At 65.5% G+C, this 16,857-nt stretch carries 15 protein-coding genes and 1 pseudogene; 4 read left to right on the forward strand and 12 right to left on the reverse strand.

Features of this window, described 5'->3' with window-relative positions; all coding sequences use genetic code 11:
* The 10 genes from E8L99_RS17115 to uraD all read right to left on the reverse strand — a co-directional run bounded on the left by E8L99_RS17115 (position 1) and on the right by uraD (position 9,982).
* Positions 1-879, reverse strand: a complete 879-nt coding sequence (locus E8L99_RS17115) for an ABC transporter permease (protein ID WP_137100683.1) — start codon at positions 877-879, stop codon at positions 1-3.
* A complete protein-coding gene (locus E8L99_RS17120) occupies positions 876-2,006 on the reverse strand; it encodes an ABC transporter ATP-binding protein (RefSeq protein ID WP_252511140.1) in 1,131 nt (376 codons plus the stop codon). Before E8L99_RS17120 ends, E8L99_RS17115 begins: the two co-directional genes overlap by 4 nt.
* Positions 2,003-3,034 (reverse strand): extracellular solute-binding protein, encoded by a 1,032-nt coding sequence (locus tag E8L99_RS17125; protein ID WP_137100684.1) that lies wholly within the window; start codon positions 3,032-3,034, stop codon positions 2,003-2,005. Before E8L99_RS17125 ends, E8L99_RS17120 begins: the two co-directional genes overlap by 4 nt.
* 91 nt (positions 3,035-3,125) lie before the next feature.
* Positions 3,126-4,577 (reverse strand): dihydropyrimidinase, encoded by a 1,452-nt coding sequence (gene hydA, locus E8L99_RS17130; RefSeq protein ID WP_137100685.1) that lies wholly within the window; start codon positions 4,575-4,577, stop codon positions 3,126-3,128.
* 380 nt (positions 4,578-4,957) lie between these two features.
* The gene (locus E8L99_RS17135; RefSeq protein ID WP_137100686.1) at positions 4,958-5,302 is read right to left on the reverse strand and encodes a hydroxyisourate hydrolase; all 345 of its coding nucleotides are present in this window, start codon (positions 5,300-5,302) and stop codon (positions 4,958-4,960) included.
* 10 nt (positions 5,303-5,312) lie between these two features.
* Positions 5,313-6,284, reverse strand: coding sequence for an ABC transporter substrate-binding protein (locus E8L99_RS17140; RefSeq protein ID WP_137100687.1), 972 nt, complete (start codon positions 6,282-6,284; stop codon positions 5,313-5,315).
* A gap of 11 nt (positions 6,285-6,295) precedes the next feature.
* A complete protein-coding gene (locus E8L99_RS17145) occupies positions 6,296-7,795 on the reverse strand; it encodes a tripartite tricarboxylate transporter permease (RefSeq protein WP_137100688.1) in 1,500 nt (499 codons plus the stop codon).
* A gap of 3 nt (positions 7,796-7,798) precedes the next feature.
* Positions 7,799-8,242, reverse strand: coding sequence for a tripartite tricarboxylate transporter TctB family protein (locus E8L99_RS17150; protein ID WP_168201708.1), 444 nt, complete (start codon positions 8,240-8,242; stop codon positions 7,799-7,801).
* Between the two features lie 17 nt (positions 8,243-8,259).
* Positions 8,260-9,240, reverse strand: a complete 981-nt coding sequence (locus E8L99_RS17155) for a Bug family tripartite tricarboxylate transporter substrate binding protein (RefSeq protein WP_137100690.1) — start codon at positions 9,238-9,240, stop codon at positions 8,260-8,262.
* 16 nt (positions 9,241-9,256) lie between these two features.
* Positions 9,257-9,982, reverse strand: coding sequence for a 2-oxo-4-hydroxy-4-carboxy-5-ureidoimidazoline decarboxylase (uraD, locus tag E8L99_RS17160; RefSeq protein ID WP_137100691.1), 726 nt, complete (start codon positions 9,980-9,982; stop codon positions 9,257-9,259).
* Here uraD and E8L99_RS17165 point away from each other — a divergent pair.
* A complete protein-coding gene (locus E8L99_RS17165; protein WP_168201709.1) occupies positions 9,926-10,885 on the forward strand; it encodes a LysR family transcriptional regulator in 960 nt (319 codons plus the stop codon). The genes uraD and E8L99_RS17165 overlap by 57 nt on opposite strands.
* 252 nt (positions 10,886-11,137) lie before the next feature.
* Here the strand turns inward: E8L99_RS17165 and E8L99_RS17170 are convergent, their stop codons facing one another.
* Entirely contained in the window at positions 11,138-11,869 is a 732-nt protein-coding gene (locus E8L99_RS17170; RefSeq protein WP_137100693.1) for a hypothetical protein, read from the reverse strand.
* Positions 11,870-12,085: 216 nt separating this feature from the next.
* On the opposite strand from E8L99_RS17170, the gene E8L99_RS17175 reads away from it, so the two are divergent.
* Together E8L99_RS17175 and chrA are read left to right on the forward strand one after the other, a co-directional pair.
* Positions 12,086-12,904, forward strand: coding sequence for a chromate resistance protein ChrB domain-containing protein (locus E8L99_RS17175; RefSeq protein WP_137100694.1), 819 nt, complete (start codon positions 12,086-12,088; stop codon positions 12,902-12,904).
* Positions 12,904-14,297, forward strand: a pseudogene (gene chrA / locus E8L99_RS17180) (chromate efflux transporter). The gene E8L99_RS17175 and the pseudogene chrA overlap by 1 nt, the downstream one beginning before the upstream one ends.
* Positions 14,298-14,315: 18 nt before the next feature.
* Here the strand turns inward: chrA and E8L99_RS23820 are convergent.
* A complete protein-coding gene (locus E8L99_RS23820) occupies positions 14,316-14,453 on the reverse strand; it encodes a hypothetical protein (RefSeq protein WP_168201710.1) in 138 nt (45 codons plus the stop codon).
* Positions 14,454-15,176: 723 nt separating this feature from the next.
* Here E8L99_RS23820 and E8L99_RS17185 point away from each other — a divergent pair.
* Complete coding sequence (locus tag E8L99_RS17185; RefSeq protein ID WP_137100695.1) at positions 15,177-16,853, forward strand: efflux RND transporter periplasmic adaptor subunit; 1,677 nt, start codon at positions 15,177-15,179, stop codon at positions 16,851-16,853.
* Positions 16,854-16,857: the final 4 nt, after the last annotated feature.

The raw sequence follows: 16,857 nt of genomic DNA on the forward strand, positions 1-16,857 counted from the left end.
TCAGCGCCTCTCTCCGCCCGGCGTCCGGACGAGGTAGGAGGAGGCGAGGATCAGCGCCGCCGAGATGACCAGCATGATCACCGCCATGCTTGCTCCCAGCTGGAAGTCGCGGATGTTCAGATAGGCCTTGGCCATCACCTGCGACATGGTCATGAAGCGGTCGCCGACAAGCAGGCCGGGCGTCACATAGGCTGCCACCGAGATTGAGAAGACCAGGGTCCCACCGGCAATGATGCCCGGCATGGTGAGAGGCAGGGTCACCCGCAGGAAGGTGTGGACCGGGCCGGCGCCGAGCGATGCGGACGCGTCGAGCAGCCGCGGGTCCAGCATGCGCATGACCGAATAGAGCGGCAGGATCATGAAGGGCAGGAAGACGTTGACCATGCCGAAATAGAGGCTGAATTCGGTGAAGACGAGCCGCATGGGGCGCTCGATGAAGCCGAGATTGACCAGCAGGAAATTGATGATGCCATCGCGGCGCATCATGATGGTCAGGCCGAAGGTCTTCACGACGATGGACACGGTCAGCGGCAGGAAGATCAGCGCGAAGAGGATCACCTGCCAGGCGCCCCGGATGCGGGCCAGCGCCCAGGCGGCGGGGTATCCAATGGCAAGGCATGCCGCTGTGGTGATGCAGGCAAGCTGAAGCGAATTGCCGATGATCCCGATATAATAGGGATCCCCCAGCACCTTGCGGTAACCGGCCAGGCTGAAGCCGTTCCGGTCGACGAAGCTCTCGCCGACCAGCATCAGAACCGGAACCGCGAAGGCGAGCGCCATGAAGACAAGCCCCGGCACGGCGATCAGTGCCTTGGCGTCGAATTGCGGGCGCGAGATCGGAGCGGATGGCACCGCGATGTCGTCCCTTGCGAGCGTCATTGGGGTGCCTCGGCGGGCGCCGGGAAGAGGCGGCTGTCCTCAATGCGCCAGCGCACGGTCATCTCGGTGCCCGGCTCGACCTGGTCCGGCAGCCGGTTGAGCTCGACATGCAGGCGATCCGTCTCCCGCGACGTGCGGAAATGCAGGAGGGTGCGGGAGCCGAAATAGATGACCTCGGCCACGGTGCCACGCACCATGTTGTAATCGCTGGCCGGCCCTTCGCCCGCCGCGATCGCCTCGGGCCGGACGCCTACGACAACCTTGCTGCCGACCAGGAAATTCCCCGGCGCTCGGATCAGGCCGAAAGGCGTATCGATCTCGACCAGGCCGTCTTGGCCGCCTTTCACGACGCCGGCAATCCGGCTCGACTGTCCCACGAACTCCATCGTGTAGAGCGATTTCGGCCGGGCATAGACCTCCGACGGCGTGCCCAGATGCTCGATCCGCCCTTCGTTCATCACGGCGATGCGGTCACTCATGACCAGTGCTTCGTCCTGGTCATGGGTGACGAAGATCGATGTGATCCCGAGATTGCGCAGGATGTGGCGCAGCTCGATCTGCATGGTCTCGCGCAGTTTGCGGTCGAGGGCCGAGAAGGGCTCGTCAAGCAGGAGGAGGCTCGGCTCGACCACGATCGCACGGGCCACCGCGATGCGCTGCTGCTGGCCGCCGGAGAGCGCGGTGACGGCGCGGTCGGCGAAGGCCTCCATCCGCACGAGGCCAAGCGCCTCGGTGACCTTCTTCGCTTGGTCGGCTCTCGGCACGCCCTTGGCTTTCAGGCCATAGGCGATGTTCTCCGCGACCGTCAGATGCGGAAAGAGCGCGTAGTTCTGGAACACCACGCCGATATTGCGCCGATGGGCGGCGACCCGCGTGAGGTCGCGTCCGCCCACCTCGATGGCGCCCTGGTCAGGCGTCAGGAGGCCCGCGATCAGGCGGAGCAAAGTGGTCTTGCCGCAGCCCGATGGACCGAGCAGCGACACGAACTCGGCCCGGCCCACGGCGAGACTCAGGCTGTCGAGGACAGTGGAGGCCCCGAAACGCTTGATGACGTTCGAAACCGCCAGATAGCTCGGTTCCCGCTCTGCCTCGGTCGCCGGCGGCATCGCCGTCGCCTGCTGGCTCATCGCGAGGAGACTTCCCGCTCGAACCGCTCGATCATCGCGTTCCGGTTGTCGGCGAAATATTCCCAGTCGAGGGCGATGAGCTCGGGGAAGGTGATGCCCGGAGGCAGCACCGTCTTGGCATTGGTGGGCTTGGACCAGAAGGTGCGGGCGATGAGGGCCTGCGTTTCCGGATTGAGCATCTCGTTGATGAAGGCGATGCCGAGATCCTGATTGGGGCCGCCTTCCACCAGCGCGACGCCCGCCGGCATGGCGAGCACGCCTTCCTTCGGCAGCCCCTGATCGACCGGCGCGCCCTGGGCCTTGCGGAACAGCGTGGTGCGCGAATCCGGAGCCATATAGAGGTCGCACTCGCCGGTCTCCAGCAGCTGCTGGGCCTGCGGCGCGTTTGACGAGACCTGAATGACGTTGGGGCGCAATTCCTTCAGTCGCTCGATGCCCGCACCCCATTCCTTCAGGGCCTGGTCGAGAGGCTTCTTGGTGGCGTAGGAGGCGGCGGCGACAAGCGGTGCCACCGCCTGGGTGATCCGCATCGAGATCATGATGATGCGCTCGCGGAATTTGCGGTCCCAGGCGTCGTTGTAGGAGGCGAGACCCTGCGGCAAGGCACGGCTGTTGTAGGAGAACGAGCACATGGGCTGGCACCAGTTCGCCCACATGGCGTCGCGCGGCTTCGCGGCGGCCGGAACATCGGCGAGGTTGGTGATGTCGGCGGGGAGCTTGCGAATCACCTTCTCGCGCTCGGCGAGGACGAGGACCGGATCGTCCATCATGGTCACCGTCATGGTCGGACGGGCCTTGTTGGCGCGGATCTTCTCGAGGTTGATCAGCGAGTTGGTCCCCTCGAAGAGGATCTTCATGTTGTGCTTGCGCTCGATGACGGGAAACAGGATGTCCGTCAGACCCGGAGAGGCCGGCCCACCCACGAAGATCTCGCGGGTCTGACCGCGCACGATATTGGGGAACCCGGTCACTGCGACGAGCGAACCGGCTGCGAATGTACGGCGCGAAATGCGGGTCGGGGAGGCCATTCTGCGTCATCCTTGCGTGAGGTGGCGGCGTTGCGCTCGACCAGGAATACTCGCAAGCGCCGTGCCAGCCGAAGCCGGAGGTGACGTTGGGTTAGATCAGCGTGGCATGGACCGCATTGAACGGCGTTGGGAACCGCTGGAGAGGTGTGATCATGGGGTAGGGGGGACGGGCGATGAAGCGTCCGCCGCCTGCTGCGCCGACGACAGCCGAGCCGTCGAAAACCTGTTGTCCCCGCAGGAAGGTTGCAACCGGATAGCCTTGGGTCTGGTAGCCCTCGTAGGGCGTGTAGTCGCCCCCGTGATGCATCAGCGCATTGGTGAGCGTGACCGTCTTTTGCGGATCCCACAGGATGAAATCGGCATCGCTGCCGACCGCAAGGCAACCCTTCTGCGGAAATAGGCCGAAGAGTTTGGCTGGATTCGTACTGGTGAGCCGCACGAAGGTCGGCAGATCGATGCGGCCCTTGGAGACGCCTTCTGTGAAAAGGACGGGAAGCCGTGCCGCAAGCCCGGGGATGCCATTGGGCACCTTGTTGAAAGGAGCCGGGTCCCCGGCGAACTTCTTGCCCTTGGGATCGTCGAAGCGGGTCGGAGAATGATCCGATGATATGACCTCGATCACACCCCGCTTCAGATAACCCCACAGCGCCTCCTGGTCGGCTTCGGTGCGTGCCGGGGGCCCAAAGATGAACTTCGCACCTTCGAAGCCCGGTCTGTCGAGGTCGTCGGCCGTCAACGTCAGATAGTGGACGCAGGTCTCGCCCCAGACCTTGAGGCCGCGGGCCTGCGCCCGGGCGATCTCCTCGGCGGACTGGGCCCCCGACACATGGAAGATCTGGATGGGCACATCGAGCGCCTCGGCGAGGGCGATGATTCTGGACACTGCCTCCCGCTCGGCGATCATCGGCTTGGCATATGCATGATATTTAGGCGTTGTCAGGCCTGCCGAGACCAGTTGCTCTGTCAGCCAGGCGATGAGGTCGTGGTTCTCCGCATGGACGCAGACCAGCGCCTGGTTGCGGCGGGCGGCCGCCAGCACGCGCAGCACCTCGCGGTCATCGAGACGAACTCCGTCATAGGTCATGAAGACCTTCACCGACCGGCAGCCTTCGGCGATCAGCTGCGGCAGTTCGACCTCCAGGACCTCGGGAGTGGGGTCGGTGACAGTCAGGTGGAAGGAGTAGTCGACCCGCGCCTTCTCAGCCTTGACGCGATAGTCGGCAGCAACCTGCGCGAGCGAGCCGCCCTTCGGTTGCCAGACGAAGCACACGACGGTCGTGGTGCCGCCGGCCGCCGCCGAGGCCGTGCCACTGTCAAAGCCATCGCACATTTCCGGCCCGAGGCCGGTCTGGTCGAGATGGACGTGGGTATCGACCCCGCCCGGCAGGACCAGCATGTCCTTTGCGTCGACGACCTCGGCACTGTCCCCGAGGTCGTAACCGATAGCTGCGACCACGCCGTCCTTGATCGCCAGATCGGCCTGGTAGACTTCGCTGGCCGTCACGATCCTGCCGCCACGAACAATCGTGTCGTATGTTGCCATCGGTCGCTCCTCCTGCCGCGACATCGCGGCGCTGCAGGGTGTCTGGCCAGCAACAGCCGTGCCGACGCTCGCTTGCACGGGCGAATGGAGGCGCCGGGGAGGCGGCGTCCGTGAATGGTGGGACCTGTCGCGCCAGGGGACCTGTTGATGGCGACGTCACCGCTTGTGCAGCCTGCACCAAGGCAACCACTTCAAGCCGGAGCGCCACCTCACCGGCAGGCAGGCACGCAAGGCCCGCCGCCTTCCGCTCTGGTCTGGCGGTGCGAGGCTTGCCCGGCTTGATGCAAGCCGGGGGGCAGATCAGAGGCGATTTTGGTTGGTGTGATAGCCCCCCGAGGCATGACCCCTGATACCCGGCGATATCCGTCGGGGCGGGAGGGCTAGACGCCGCGGAACAGAGCGAGGCCCCAGGGCGAGAATTTCAGCGGCAGATGGAAGTGCTCGGACGCATCGGTGATGATGAACCGGAAGGGCAGGTCATCCAGAAACGGGCTGTCCTGGCCAGATGTTCTATAGAAGGCACCCACGGCGAAGAGGGCCTGGTAGGTGCCGGGTACGATACCCGCGCCCTCCACAACCGGATGGTCCAACGTCCCATGGACGCCAAGCCGGCCTTCGGCGATCAGGGCTGGTTCCGGTGACAGGCGATGGATCGTCACGCCCATGCCAAGAGCGGCGCGTCCGGTGACAACATCAACGGCATGGAGCGAAATTCCGCCGGGCATCTCAGTGTCCTCACGAGGCTTTGGCCAAAGTCCTGATCCGCTCGCCATCCGGCGGCAGGAAACTGCGATCGAAGATCCGACCGCTTTCGGGCCTGGCCGGCAGGTCCTTCACGGCGGTGATCAGATCGATCGCCTCATCGAGACGCAAGGGATCGATGTCGCCAAGTCCGAGCCGTGCTCCCTCGGGATGGGCCATTTCGAGCGCAAGCGTGCCCATCAATCGAGCTTTGTTGGCCGCGACATCGATGGTTGGATCGCGCCGCCGAACTGCCTCGACCGCCGCATCAGGGTCGGCAATCACATCCTTCACCGCGCGATTGACCGCTGAGACGAAGCCCCGGACGGTGTCCGGCCGCTCCGCGACGAGGTCAGGCGACGCGATAATCGCCGCGCCACACAAAGCGGGCACATGCTGGCGCCATTCGAAATGTCGAAGGTCGGCCGGCGCGATGCCGGCCTCGATGGCAGCCGAGGCCAGAGTGTTGACGAAGCCGAACAGGCCGGCCGCCTCGCCGCGCAGGATCGCGGCTGTGAGGTCGCGGTGGTGACGCCGGTCCTCGATGATCGCGATGCCCGAGGCATCGAGGCCGGTCGCGCGGATGAACTCGGGAAACATCCGCAGTGCCGCATCGTTCGGATGGGTCAACAGGTGCTGGCCCGCCAGGTCTTTCGGCGTCCGGATCGGTCCATCCGCGGCAACGGCGATCGTGTAGGGCGACGCATTGTGCATGATGAAGACGGCGACAGGATTGGCCGCATCCGGTCGGGCGCCGTGCAGCTCGATCAGCGCATTCATGTCGCCATAGCCGATGTCATAGGCGCCGCTGGCCACTTTCGGCACGGCATTGGCGAGCGTGTCTCCCGGGGTGAAGACGACCTCGATGCCGTGGTCTGCGAAATAGCCACGGTCCTCGGCCACGAAGAACCAGGCCTGCGGGCCTGACAGAAACGTATTGAGGATGACCCGGAGCGGGCTTGGCATGGGTTCGATCCTCAATCGGCGTTCAAGGCGGTTTCGCGCGTGCGCTTGAAGCTCGGCAAGGCCATGAGCACGAACATGCCCACAGTCAGGACCAGCAGGGTCAGGCTGATCGGGCGTTGGTAGAACGGCTCGAGACTGCCGCCGGACAGGATGAGCGCCCGCTTCAGGTTTTCTTCCATCATGGGCCCAAGGATGAACCCCAGGAGCAGCGGCGTCGGCTCGAAACCCAGCTTGATCATCAGATAGCCGATGATGCCGAAGCCGACCGCCAGATAGACGTCGAAGGCCGAATTGTTGATCGAATAGACGCCGATGCAGCAGAAGAACAGGATCGCCGGATAGAGCAGGCGATAGGGCACCTGGAGCAGCTTCACCCACAGGCCGACCAGCGGCAGGTTGAGGATGACCAGCAGGAAGTTGCCGATCCACATGGACGCGATCATGCCCCAGAACAGGGTCGCATGTTCGGTCATGACCTTTGGGCTCGGCGCGATACCCTGGATGGTCATGGCGCCGGCCATGACCGCCATGATGGCATTCGACGGCACGCCAAGCGTCAGCAGCGGCACGAAGGAGGTCTGGGCACCGGCATTGTTGGCGGCCTCGGGGGCCGCGACACCTTCCACAGCGCCTTGGCCGAAACGCTCCGGTTCGGACGACAGCTTCTTCTCGATCGCATAGGCGCCGAAGGAGGCGAGCAGCGCGCCGCCGCCGGGCAACACCCCCAGGATCGAGCCGATGGCTGTTCCGCGCAGCGTCGGGCCGACCGAGCGCCTGAGCTCGTCGCGATTGGGGAACAGGTCACGCATGGCGACCGGCGCGACGCGCGCAAGATGACCTTCCAGATTGAGGATGATCTCGGAAATGCCGAACAATCCGACAGCCAGGGCCACGAAATTCACCCCCTCGGCGAGAGCTGGAACTCCGAAGGTCAGCCTCGGCATGGGGGAATTGGCGTCCGGCCCGACCAGACCGAGATAGACCCCGACCAGGATCATGACGATCGCCTTTACCACCGATCCCGAAGCCAGGATCACCGAGGCGACGAGGCCGAGCAGCATGAGCGAGAAATATTCGGCCGGGCCGAAGCGCAGCGCGAGCTGGGCCATCAGCGGCCCGGCAATGGCAATCAGGAGCGTGGCGAGCGAGCCGGCCACGAAGGAGGCCAGCGCCGCAATGGACAGGGCCGCGCCGGCCCGGCCCTTCTGGGCCATCGCATAGCCGTCGAGAACGGTTGCGACCGAGGAGGCCTCGCCTGGCAACTTGACGAGGATCGCGGTGGTCGAGCCGCCATATTGGGCGCCGTAATAGATGCCGGCGAGCATGATCAGCGAGGTGGCCGGCGGCAGGTGGAAGGTCACCGGCAGCAGCATCGACATCGTCGCGACGGCCCCGATGCCGGGCAACACGCCGATGAGCGTGCCGAGCAGCACGCCGACAAAGCAGAACAGGATATTGACCGGCGTGATGGCGACCGAGAAGCCGAGCGCGATGTTCGAGACCAGATCCATCGATCACCTCGGCCAGATCGGGATTGCGAGCTTGAGCCCGATGATGAAGACGAGCACGGCGCCCGCAGCGAGCAGACCGGCCAGGATCGGCGTCTCGCGCGGTCGCGAGATGGAACTGGCAAGGCTGGCGATCACGGTCATGGCGACCACGGCGATGACCATGCCGAGGCGGTCGATCATGAGGCCGAAGGCCGCCGTGGCCGCCGAGATGGCCAGGGTCGGCCGCCAGTGGAGATCCGGAAACGGCGGATGATCACGAAAGGCCGCGAGCGCGGTCATCACCGCACCGGTGCCGACCAGAGCCCAGGCAACCAGCCGCGGCAGGTAGCCTGGACCCATATCGTTGGCGACACCCATGTCGAGATTGCCGATGGCGAACAGTCCGCCGGCACCCAGGAGGACGACCAGCAGCCCGGAAGCCACTTCGATATTGAAGATCCGGCCCATGATCGCCCTCATCGTGGTCAGCGCTCCTGTGCGCCGGCCTCAATGATCAGGGGGCGCCAGACCTCGATCTGATCGGCGACGAACTTGGTATAATCCGCGGTGCTCATTGGCTTGCGCTCGACACCCCAGGATTGCAGCCGCTCCTGGACGGCGGGCAGGGCGATCGCGTTGGCCACAGCGGCATGGATGGCTGCAGTCACCGGCGCCGGCATGCCGGCCGGTCCCGATATGCCGAGCCAGTTTTCGAGCACGAGATCCATGCCCTGTTCGCGGAAGGTCGGAACCTCCGGGGCCTGCGAAATCCGTTCGGGCGCCGCGACGCCGACAGCGATCGCCTCATTGGCCCGCAGCATCGGGACATTCTGGGCCACCAGATCGAAGAAGCAGGACAGGACGCCGGCCTTGAAGTCCTGGATCGCCGGCGCGGTGCCGCGATAGGGCACGTGGACCACGTTGATGCCGGCGCGCCGTTTCAAGGCCTCGCCCAGCACGTGATGGATCGAGCCGACGCCCGACGAGCCATATTTGAGCTGGCCCGGCTGCGCCTTGGCCCGGTCGATGAACTCCTTCAGCGTCTTGATGCCGAGCGACGGCTGGACGAACAGGCCAGGCGCCGACGCGCCGATATAGGCGACATGGGTGAAGTCCTTGACCGTGTCGTAGGGCATCTGCCGGAACTGGGTCGGCGAGATGGTGAAGGGCGCATTGTTGGCAAGCAGCAGCGTGTGGCCGTCGGCCGCTTCCTTCTTGACGATGTCGGCGGCAAGCGTTCCGCCGGCACCGGCGCGGTTGTCGATCAGGAATTGCTGGCCAAGCTTCTCGGACATGTACTGGCCGAGCAGGCGGGCGACGATGTCGCTGGTGCCACCCGGCGGGAAGGTCACGAGGATGCGGACCGGCTTGGTCGGCCAGACGGCCTGTCCGGAGGCAAGGCCCGGTGCGGCCAGCGAGGCGGCACCGGCCAGGATCATGGTGCGGCGGGAGAGGCGGTTCATCATGGTTCCTCGTCCTTGATCAGGCGGTTGGGAGGATAGGGAAGGGACCGAAATGCCGGATCAGGCGCCCTCGGGTGACGGCGATGACCTCATTGAGGGCGCAGGCCCTCTCCGTGTCGGGATCGTTGCCCATCCGGGCGTCGAGGTCACGGAAGATGTCGGACAGCGCGCCGTGGCGATGAAGCGCGACGATGTAGGGAAAGCCGAAACGGGCGCGATAGGCGCGGTTGGCCGTGTCGAGGCGGGCGAGGTCGCCGGGGGACAGCCGGTCGAGACCGAGGCGGCCTTGCTCGCCCGTCGATTCCGCCGTCATGCGTCCAGCCCGGGCCTCTGCGCCTGCGAGCTCCGGATGGCCGCCGAGGAGCCTGAGTTGATCGCCGATGTCGGCGGTTTGGATGGTGGATGCCAGGGCGTCCAGCAGAGCGTCGACGCTCGAGAATGGCCGCCGGCCGATCGCGCGCTCGGCGAGCCACGGCGCATTCTCGATGAAAGGGGCCACCAGACGGGATGCTACCTGCGGGCTTGCCGCATTGATCTCGGACAGCAGGTCAGTCGCCGCGCCGGCGCTGGATCGTCCAGAAGGTGAGGCTGCCGTCCGGGTGCTCATGGCAGCAGGATGAGCGAGGTCCGCATTGCCCGCCATCACAAAATCAGCGATGCTCCATTCGCATTTTAAGAATGGATGACCATGTCGCTTCAACTGGTGCCGAGAGCCCTGCGCTATGTCGAGGAAGTCGCGCGCCATGGTTCGATCCAGGCGGCATCGCGCGAACTGGGCATTGCGGCGTCGGCGATCGACCGCCAGATCCTGATGATCGAGCAGGAGCTGGGCGCGCCGCTGTTCGAACGGCAATCGACCGGCATGCGCCCGACGCCGGTCGGTGGTCTGGTCGTCTCGCTCGCCAGGCGCTGGCGCAGCGATGCCGGGGGACTGTTCACCGCCGTTCGTCAGATGAAGGGCCTCGATATCGGCCACGTCAGGCTGGCGGCCATGGACAGCCACGCCAATGGGCTGCTGCCCGCCCTTCTGGCCACGGTCAGCGCCGCCTATCCGAAAGTGGCGCTCGAGGTCGACATCCTGTCGACCGATGCGGCGGTCGAGGCGCTGGTGGATGACCGCGCCGATCTCGCGCTCATCTTCAACCTGAGGGCCCGGCGCGAACTGCATGTCCTGTGGTCGGTGGATCTGCCTCTGGGATGTACGGTGGCGCCGGGCCATGCGCTGGCCGGGCGGTCGTCGGTGTCGCTGAAGGAGGCTGTGGCCTACCCGATCGCCACCCAGAGCCGGTCGCTGGCGATCCGCCGCTATCTGGAGGACAAGCACGCCTGGATGTTCTCCGAGCGCGACCCGCCCGTCGTCACCAATTCGCTGCAGCTGGTCAAACGTCTGGCGGTCAGTGGCGCCTATGCCGCCATCACGTCGGAACTCGACATGGCTCCGGAGATCCTGGCGGGAGATCTGGTCTTCGTGCCGATTTCCGACGAGGGAGCACGGCCACAGACGATCTCGATCGCCATCAGCGCCCGGCGCCCGCTACCACGGCTGGCGCAGATCGTGGCCGATCTCGCCCAAGGCGAGATCCTGACGGTGCTCAGAGCGGTCAGGAGCCGCATTTCCGGCACGGCCATTACCGCTTCAACATCATGAGCCTGAGTGGATGGAAACGCACCGCAGTCGCTGCATTGCAGGCCAAAATGGCGAGCGGGGAGGGGATCGAGCCCTTGACCACATGACGCCGCCCCAGTCCTGCAAGGAGCCGATTGCGCAGCGAGGTCAGGCGGCAGTTTCGCCTCGACCTCATGTGTTCCTTCGCCGAGATTGATCTCGGCAACATCCCGCGATGCGCAGAACGGTTGGTCCGATCAGCGAATGTGTCCAAGGTTCGCTTGGCCGATTGCCCTATTCCGACAATTGCACCTGCGTGCCGACGACGCCGATATTGTTCGGCACTGGTACGTCCGTCGCGCCGTAGCTGGAATTCATGATGAGGTTTGGCCCGGCGTCGAGCTCCATCCAGCGGGCGACGATGATGGTGTAGGCCGACTGGTCAGCGACCGGCTTGTTGGCGTCAACCCTGAGGCGTCCGTTCGGCAGGTAGATCGTGCCGAGCAGAAGGCGAGCGTCGTCGCTCGAGATCAGGTGACGGCGTCCGACGGGAGCCGCCCGGTCTTCGAAGAAGAGAAGGGAAGCCAGCGCGCCATCGCGCGGCGCCGACAGGCTGATCGTGCTCTGCGCTGCGAAGCGGATCGTGCTGGCGTTGCCGGTCAGATAGAAGCCAACGTAGCTTCCGCTCAGCGACGCGCCACCGTCGACCCAGAGAGAGCCGTCCTTGATGATGTACTCGCCGGGCGCCAGGCGCACATTGGCACCCTGGGTGATCTTCAGACCGCCGCAATAGACGCCGGGCCGCAAGGTCATGCTGATACCGGAGACAACGAGGTTGGTCTGGTTGCAGCCGCCGACGTAAGGCGCCGGCCGAGCGCTCAGCGGGTCGCGGAGCTGCGCTTCGTGACGGCTGCCGGAGTTCATTTCCTTCAGGGCTACCGGTTTGGCCGATCGATGACTGCAGAGGCCTTGACGGAGCTTTGGCGCCAGAAGCAGGGTGTCCATATTGGCCAGAGGCGTGCGCATTGAGCCCGAGTGCTCGGTGCCCTGCGTCACGAGTTGGCACGTCTCTGCCATAGCCGTGCGCTGCTACTAACATACCGCGTCGCTCACCGGCCCTTCGGCAGTTGACAGTTCCTATGCCGCCGGGAGATACCTTGACCAAGGGGTCCTTCCGCGACGTCCCCGTGAGGCGACAGCCCAAAGTTCGCGTCCCAACCTCCATCCCAGGAGCCGGACGCTATGCCGTCAACCACCGAAATCACCGTATCCCAGCTCTCCCGTCGTATCGGCTTGCCCGACGCGCCGACCATCATCGACGTCCGCATTGACGACGACGTCGCGATCGACCCGAGGATGATCCCTGGATCGATCAGGCGAGACTTCCGGACCGTCACAGTTTGGGCCAAGACGTTCACCGGCCAATCGGTCGTGGTGAGTTGCCAGAGGGGCCTCAAGCTCAGCCAGGGCGTCGTCGCATGGCTCCGGCACGAGGGCGTCGAGGCCGACAGCCTGGAGGGTGGCTTCGAGGCGTGGCGGGACGCCGGAGCTCTGCTCGTTACCCCCGACAAGGTACCTCAGCCTGACAGCCAGGGCCGGACCGTCTGGGTCACCAGGGCTCGCCCCAAGGTGGACCGCATCGCCTGCCCATGGCTCATCCGGCGCTTCATCGACCCATCGGCGGTCTTCCTGTTCGTCGCGCCAGCCGAGGTCACGGCGGTCGCTGATCGCTTCGCGGCCACCCCCTTCGATGTCGATGGCGTCTTCTGGACCCACAGGGGCGACACCTGCACCTTCGACACCATGCTGACGGAGTTCGGCCTGAAGTCCGTGACGCTGGACCGGCTGGCGACCATCGTCCGGGCGGCCGATACCGCGCGTCTGGACCTCGTGCCCGAGGCTGCCGGCTTCCTGGCCGCGTCGCTCGGCCTGTCGCGGATGTTCCGGGATGACCTCGAACAGCTGGACGCGGGAATGCTGCTCTACGACAGCTTCTACCGCTGGTGCCGAGACGCCACCGACGAGACGCACAACTGGCCGACCCCGACCAGCGGGGCCTGATCACCATGACCATTGTGTCTGCAACGGACGCGGCCGACGCGGCCTCCATCGCTCACCCCACGCCTGGCGAGGCGTTCTCCGTCTTCGCCAAGATCGGGTTCCTGAGCTTTGGCGGCCCTGCCGGCCAGATTGCCCTCATGCACAAGGTGCTGGTTGAGGAGAAGCGGTGGGTCTCGGAGGAGCGGTTCCTCCATGCCCTGAACTACTGCATGCTGTTGCCGGGTCCCGAGGCGCAGCAGCTCGCCACCTATATCGGCTGGCTGCTCCACGGCGTCAGGGGCGGCATCGTCGCCGGCACGCTCTTCGTCATCCCTGGGTTCCTGGTCATCCTGGGGCTCAGTTCGGTCTACGCCCTGTACCAGGGGACAGCGCCGGTCGATGCCGTGTTCTTCGGCCTGAAGGCTGCGGTCCTCGCCGTCGTCATCGAGGCGGTGCTCCGGGTCGGCAAGCGGGCGCTCAAGAACCGGTTCATGATCGGGCTGGCAACCGCGTCCTTCGTGGCCATCTTTGCCTTCCAGGTGCCGTTCCCCATCATCATCCTGGCAGCGGGTGTCATCGGCTATGTGGGCACCCGCCTGAGGCCTGAACTGTTCAAGGGGGAGGGCACGGCGGTGCCAAGGTGATCGATGGCGCCTTCCTGGAGCTTCGGGAGCCGGAGGTGCAGCCGGGCTGGGGACGGGCTGCCAAGGTCCTCCTGATCTGGGGTACGCTGTGGGTCGCGCCTGTGGCGCTGCTGGCCTGGGTGTTTGGCGGGCACAGCGTGTTCATGTCCATCGCAGGCTTCTTCTCCCAGATGGCGGTGGTGACCTTCGGGGGCGCTTACGCGGTGCTCTCCTACGTCGCCCAGGCGGCTGTGACCGGCTTCGGCTGGCTCAAGCCCGGAGAGATGCTGGATGGGCTCGCCATGGCCGAGACCACGCCCGGTCCTCTGATCCTCGTGCTGGTCTATGTCGGCTTCCTGGCAGCCTTCCGGGCACCTCCCGGCATCGATCCGCTGCTCAGCGGCATCATCGGGGCCACCCTTACGACCTGGGTGACCTTCGTGCCGTGCTTCCTGTGGATCTTCCTCGGGGCGCCCTATATCGAGACGCTGAGGTCCAACAAGGCGCTGTCCGGGGCGCTGACGGCGATTACCGCGTCAGTGGTGGGCGTGATCCTCAACCTTGCCGTCTGGTTCGGCCTCCACGTCATCTTCCGGAAGGTCGGCCTTCTCTCGGCGGGACCTCTCGCCATCGCGTGGCCGGAGTTCACATCGCTCGACCCCTATGCTGCTGTCCTGGCGGTTGCGGCGGCGGTGGCGATGTTCCGGTTCAAGGTCGGCATGATCCCCGTCCTGGCCGGCGCTGCGGTGGCCGGGCTGGCTCTTCGGCTCCTGGTGGGAGGGGGAACGTAAGGGGTAGGCGGAACGCCGTCAGGTCAGTTCCCGCAGGCTGACCGCGATGAGTGTGACCCCGGCCAATAGGTCGATCACCCGTGCCGCTTTCTCGACGGCTTCTCCGTGCCGGGCCGTCAGGTCGATGAAGCGGTCACGGGCGAAAACCGATGGCAACGCCCTGTCCGCCCCAGGTGACGATCGGGTCGGATCCGATTGATCAAGGGCTGGGCATCCGGAGAGATTGCGCATCTTTTCGGCCGGATTGCGTTTGATCTCGCGGCAATCCAGATCGTCCGATGAGCACGGAGGTCGGTCTGGAGCCGGACCTGACGTGCGATTTGGCTCTTGACCTTGCTATCGTGGGAAGGTCTATGAATGCGGTTGTGGCGTTCGACCTTGCCACTATGGATGCTTGATGTCGGTAGTGCTGAACCATCTGCAGCGAGTCTTGGCTATGGCGATCGTCATGATCGCTCTCGCAGCCTTTGATCGCCCGGCAATGGCTCATGGAGCCGGTGGTCATCACCACCATGGCCCGGATGTCCACGCCACCAGCGTCTCCAAGCATGTCCATCACGACGTCAAGCCGGTCATTGTGGCAGCAAGGGCTGCCGACGGTATGACCGTGACCCAGGCCATGCCCCCATGCCTGCCTGGCTGCTGCCAAGGGGCGGCCGGCATGTGCTGCGGTGCGCTTCTGTCTGAAGCCGCGACCTGCGGTCCCACCAGTCGGACGATGAGCACAGCCGCGCCGGAACGCTCAGCCGGTGGCCCATCGACTCTATCCGAGCGATTGCCACGCCCTCCACGAACCTTCGCCTGACGATGCGCGCTGCCTGAGGCGGCGCGCGGCCCGTGCCGTTTTTGCGGCATTGCGTCTTGTGAAGGACCGTTTCCATGGAATTCCGCACCTTGATTGCGGCGGGCTGCTTGCTCGCTGCGAGCGTCGTCGTCGGCCGAGCCCATGATGGGCATGATCATGCCCCACCCCCTGTCGTCGCCGATAGCGTCGCCGCGCCCCGTGGTGAGGCCGCCTCGGATGCGTTCGAACTGGTCGCGTCGCTGCGCAATGGCGAACTCATCGTCTTCATCGACGACTTCGCCACCAACGCACCTGTGACATCGGCGACTGTCGAGGTCGACACGCCCGCGGGCACCCTTGCCCTTTCTCCCAGGGCCGATGGCGGCTTTGGCGCGCCTGTCGCGTGGGCAACGACACCAAGTCGGAAAGACCTGATCATCACGGTGACCGCCGGCGACGTGATCGACATCCTGACAACGGCGCTGGATGTGCCGGCCGAGGCCGTCGCCGCACCGCCAGTTTCCCAGTCAGGCTGGCGCAATCTTCAAGCTGTTGCTCACGCTGTTCGCGACCGCCTCGAACCGCTGTCCGCAGCCATCCTGCCGGCAGGGCTTGGTCTGATCGCCGGCATCCTCCTGACGTTGCTGTTCCGTCGGCGGGGGACCCGGATTGCAGGTCTCGCACTGATGCTGCTGGCCGGCACCGGCTCACCGCCTGCCAAGGCGCATGACGGCCACGACCACGGCCCAGCCACGCCGGTCGTTTCGGTGACCGGCGATCTTGCCCGGCGCCTGCCTGATGGGACGATCTTCGTCCCTAAGCCAACGCAGCGCATTCTCGCCATCCGGACCGCAATGTCCGCAGAGGCCCAGCACCGCCGGGTAGTCGAACTGCCGGCGCGCGTCATTCCCGATCCGAACGCAAGCGGCTATGTCCAGGCCTCTGCAGGCGGTCGGATCGAGCCGCCGGAGGGTGGCTTTCCAAGGCTTGGTACCCGTGTGTCGCGTGGCGATGTGCTCGCGTTCGTGTCACCGCCGCTCCAGGCGATCGATCGCAGCGACATGCGCCAGCGGCAGAGCGAGCTCGATCAGGCCATCGCGGTGGCTGAGCGCCGGATCCTGCGGTTCGAAACGCTCGCTCGCAGCGGAGCGGGAACCCAGGTCCAGCTCGACGAGGCGCGTCTCGAGCTTCAAGGCCTTCGTGATCGCCGCGCAGCCCTCGACCAGGCCCGCCGCGAGCCGGAACCGCTCGTCGCACCTGTTGCCGGCGTCATCGCGGATTCGTCGGCCGTGACCGGGCAGATGATCCAGCCCAGCGCCGTGGTGTTCCAGATCGTCGATCCAGACCGGCTCTGGCTGGAAGCCTCCAGTTTCGAGGCGCTGCCCGGGATTGGCAACGCGACCGCCAGAACCGCGAATGGAACGTCTCTCGGGCTGGCCTACCAGGGCGCGGGTCTTGCCAGCCGCAACCAGGCGGTTTCGGTCCACTTTGCTGTCACCGCGGGGAGCACCGTTATTCGCCTCGGCCAGTTCGTGACCGTACTGGCGTCCCTTCACGATGAGATCAGTGGCATCGCGATCCCGCGAGCGAGCCTGGTGCGTGCCACCAACGGGCAGACGATCATCTACGTACATCGCTCGGCGGAACGGTTCGAGCCGCGCCAGGTACGGTTCGTGCCGCTCGATGGCGACAGGGTCCTTGTGCAGGCCGGCCTTGAGGCTGGCCAGCGCGTGGTGACCCAGGGTGCCGAACTCATCGATCAGGTCAGGTGAGGCG

The sequence above is a fragment of the Phreatobacter aquaticus genome (assembly GCF_005160265.1).
In the GTDB taxonomy this organism is placed as follows: domain Bacteria; phylum Pseudomonadota; class Alphaproteobacteria; order Rhizobiales; family Phreatobacteraceae; genus Phreatobacter; species Phreatobacter aquaticus.

Coding starts and splice junctions, on each gene's coding strand:
- E8L99_RS17145 (WP_137100688.1), bottom strand. CDS start 7,795: ATGGATCTGGTCTCGAACATCGCGCTCGGCTTCTCGGTCGCCATCACG.
- E8L99_RS17135 (WP_137100686.1), bottom strand. CDS start 5,302: ATGCCCGGCGGAATTTCGCTCCATGCCGTTGATGTTGTCACCGGACGC.
- hydA (WP_137100685.1), bottom strand. CDS start 4,577: ATGGCAACATACGACACGATTGTTCGTGGCGGCAGGATCGTGACGGCC.
- E8L99_RS17185 (WP_137100695.1), top strand. CDS start 15,177: ATGGAATTCCGCACCTTGATTGCGGCGGGCTGCTTGCTCGCTGCGAGC.
- E8L99_RS17140 (WP_137100687.1), bottom strand. CDS start 6,284: ATGCCAAGCCCGCTCCGGGTCATCCTCAATACGTTTCTGTCAGGCCCG.
- E8L99_RS17150 (WP_168201708.1), bottom strand. CDS start 8,242: ATGGGCCGGATCTTCAATATCGAAGTGGCTTCCGGGCTGCTGGTCGTC.
- uraD (WP_137100691.1), bottom strand. CDS start 9,982: ATGGCGCGCGACTTCCTCGACATAGCGCAGGGCTCTCGGCACCAGTTG.
- E8L99_RS17120 (WP_252511140.1), bottom strand. CDS start 2,006: ATGAGCCAGCAGGCGACGGCGATGCCGCCGGCGACCGAGGCAGAGCGG.
- E8L99_RS17170 (WP_137100693.1), bottom strand. CDS start 11,869: ATGCGCACGCCTCTGGCCAATATGGACACCCTGCTTCTGGCGCCAAAG.
- E8L99_RS17125 (WP_137100684.1), bottom strand. CDS start 3,034: ATGGCCTCCCCGACCCGCATTTCGCGCCGTACATTCGCAGCCGGTTCG.
- E8L99_RS17165 (WP_168201709.1), top strand. CDS start 9,926: ATGTCGCTTCAACTGGTGCCGAGAGCCCTGCGCTATGTCGAGGAAGTC.
- E8L99_RS17155 (WP_137100690.1), bottom strand. CDS start 9,240: ATGATGAACCGCCTCTCCCGCCGCACCATGATCCTGGCCGGTGCCGCC.
- E8L99_RS17175 (WP_137100694.1), top strand. CDS start 12,086: ATGCCGTCAACCACCGAAATCACCGTATCCCAGCTCTCCCGTCGTATC.
- E8L99_RS17115 (WP_137100683.1), bottom strand. CDS start 879: ATGACGCTCGCAAGGGACGACATCGCGGTGCCATCCGCTCCGATCTCG.